The sequence below is a fragment of the Rhizobacter sp. P2_H2 genome, from assembly GCF_056403375.1.
Window position 1 is genome coordinate 1 of record NZ_JBFUFP010000907.1, and the last position, 2,264, is coordinate 2,264.

A 2,264-nucleotide genomic window follows, 5' to 3' on the forward strand; every position below is an offset into this window, starting at 1 on the left:
CGCGGAGAGCGTGGCCTCAAAGATCAAGTGACCGCTTTGCAGCACGTTGCTGCCGGTCGGCCGGGAACTTCGAATGTCCGCTCGTTGCGATGAAGCTGACGTTGCGAGGTGTCGTCGGCAACTCTGGCTGAGCAGCGGCTCGTGCTTCGCGTCGACCAGGCCAGCCCGAATGTCCGCTCCGCGCGCCCGTGAACTCACAGAATCGACCCAAAGCGGAAGTTGGCACAGGCTAAGCAAGCCGCCGGAAAGCGGCCGTTCAACGTTTGACTTAAACGGACCGTCGAAGGCGGGTCCGCTTGAAGGACGGGTTAGGCATCGACTCGCGGCGGAGCAAATCGATCTTGTGGAATCACGTGAGAAGTCCGAACGTTGGTTCGATTCTCCTCTGCCTTGAATCGACTCGTCAGGAGCCGGCGCAGAAGGAAGTCCTGCTCCCCAAACCAAGCTGTGTACCTCCCGCCTCCGTAGGGATGCAGCCCAGAGACCGACACGCATCTGACGCCATCGACGACCCGGCTTCGGCGGAACCTGATGCAGCGCAGATCAAGCAACGAGAACCCGGATACTTCCGGGAACAGCAGCGAGGCTATCGTGTGGGCGGTCCCACTTGAGATCCCGGTCGCGCCAGCGATGGCAAGGTCCAGATCTTCCGGAGTCTCAGCCCTGCCGTTCCCTTGGTAGTAGCGAGTGACGAAGTACGGCTTTGCGTTCCTGATGCCCACGGTTGTCTGCGTGGTTAAGTGCCGCAGCGGTCGGTAGGGATGCGGACTCTGGAAGTAGAAGCGAAAGTCTGCGGGGCGGCTGTAGTCCGTCTCGAACGTGCAAAGTCGGTCCCGCCGACAGTGCGGCCTGTACGACATGCCGGTATCGGAGTAGCTGGGCAGTTCGCGGTACCGGCGGACAACCTCGTGGAGATAGGCGCGGGCGTTCTGAAATGTTGGCATTCGAGGCCTAACGTTTGAGATGAGAGGCGGCGCCCGGCTTGCCGGGTGAGGTCCCCTCGATTAAAGAGTTAGGCCTCACGCGTAAGAGGACGCCTTCTGAAGCTTAGAAGCTCGGTGAGGAAGAACGCCCAGGGGATGCAAATTACTGCTGGAAGTAGAAGCATGCCTGCTGGTACACCGGAGCCTGCTTTGATTGCGATGGAAAGTGCGAAGCCGAGAAGTGCCAGTACAAAGGAACCGGCACCTATGTACCCCAGCGCCTTGGGAATGCCATAGAACGACCACGGAGCACCGCGTTCGTTCTTTGCTGTAGCGAGCCAAACCCGACGCACAAGGAGGAAGACGATGGCTACGCTTACCAGGACCAGGATGAACCTGGGTAGAAGTAGGGCAAGCACCTGCGGAACGGGTGAACTGAAGGAGAAGAGCAGCGCAAAGAATGGCGGCGCGGGAAGCGAGATGTGGAACAGAGCGGCAGCCCACGCAGCTAAGCCGTAAGTATTTGGTATTGCAACCAAAGTGAAGCACAGCCAGTAGCAGATTGTTTTCATGGGTTCTTGTGAGGCCTAACGGTGGGCATGAGCGGCAGGCGCAGATGGGCGAAGCCCGCCTGTGGCTGTCCGCTCGATGGAAGGGGTAGGCCTCACGATAAAGCGAGGTGCAAGGATGCAAAAGACGAGGATGGCAAGAAGGGGACCAGATGTTTTGTATTGAGTCCAGACGGTCAACGGCGTGGCGAATGCCACGCATGTGTTCACGATTCCCAAAAGCACGTACAGACCGCAAAGAGCCCAACTGAATCTGCGCCAGCTGCTTGGCAACATACCTAGCCTGTGACCCCAAACAAGGAAAGGAAGCCCAGGGCGGAATAATTGCAATGAGACCGCGACTGCAGCTGCGACGAAGATGAAAAATAGGGTGGGCTTCAGCATCAGAAGTGTGATGCTCTCCGTTTGACCAGAGAAGCTGAGCGTGAGTGCTACGGGCATCATAAGGATGATTTGAAACACGATGATTCGCCAGAAGAGGGACGCGCTGAGCTTGAGGCCATAGTCCGTCCTCAAGGCACTCTCGCCGATGTCTTCCAAAGCCGCTTCAGGCGGTGCGTATGGATTGCTTCCGGTCATGCGATTCGGCCTCCGCTTTGAGGCCTAGCGTTTGAAATGAGAGGCGAAGCCCGGCCTACCGAGCGGCGTCCTATCGATTGGTTGGGCGCCGCTTGGGGGTAGTGCTGGGAGTTTTTACTTGGCTTCTGCATAGTTGAGCGCCTTAGAGAACAGGACTTCGCGGATGGAGTTCATGGACCATTCTCTCCTGCGC

The 2,264-nt window shown here is 58.2% G+C and carries 2 protein-coding genes; both read right to left on the minus strand.

Annotated elements, in window-relative coordinates:
- Window positions 1-1,012 precede the first annotated feature (1,012 nt).
- Window positions 1,013-1,495, minus strand: a complete 483-nt coding sequence (locus AC1D15_RS28085; protein ID WP_477828594.1) for a hypothetical protein — start codon at window positions 1,493-1,495, stop codon at window positions 1,013-1,015.
- A 15-nt stretch (window positions 1,496-1,510) separates the two neighbouring features.
- A complete protein-coding gene (locus tag AC1D15_RS28090; protein WP_477828595.1) occupies window positions 1,511-2,071 on the minus strand; it encodes a septation protein IspZ in 561 nt (186 codons plus the stop codon).
- Between the last annotated feature and the right edge of the window lie 193 nt (window positions 2,072-2,264).

Bases quoted from the DNA above. Each gene is read 5' to 3' on its own strand.
- AC1D15_RS28085 (WP_477828594.1), bottom strand. From the start codon at position 1,495: ATGAAAACAATCTGCTACTGGCTGTGCTTCACTTTGGTTGCAATACCA.
- AC1D15_RS28090 (WP_477828595.1), bottom strand. From the start codon at position 2,071: ATGACCGGAAGCAATCCATACGCACCGCCTGAAGCGGCTTTGGAAGAC.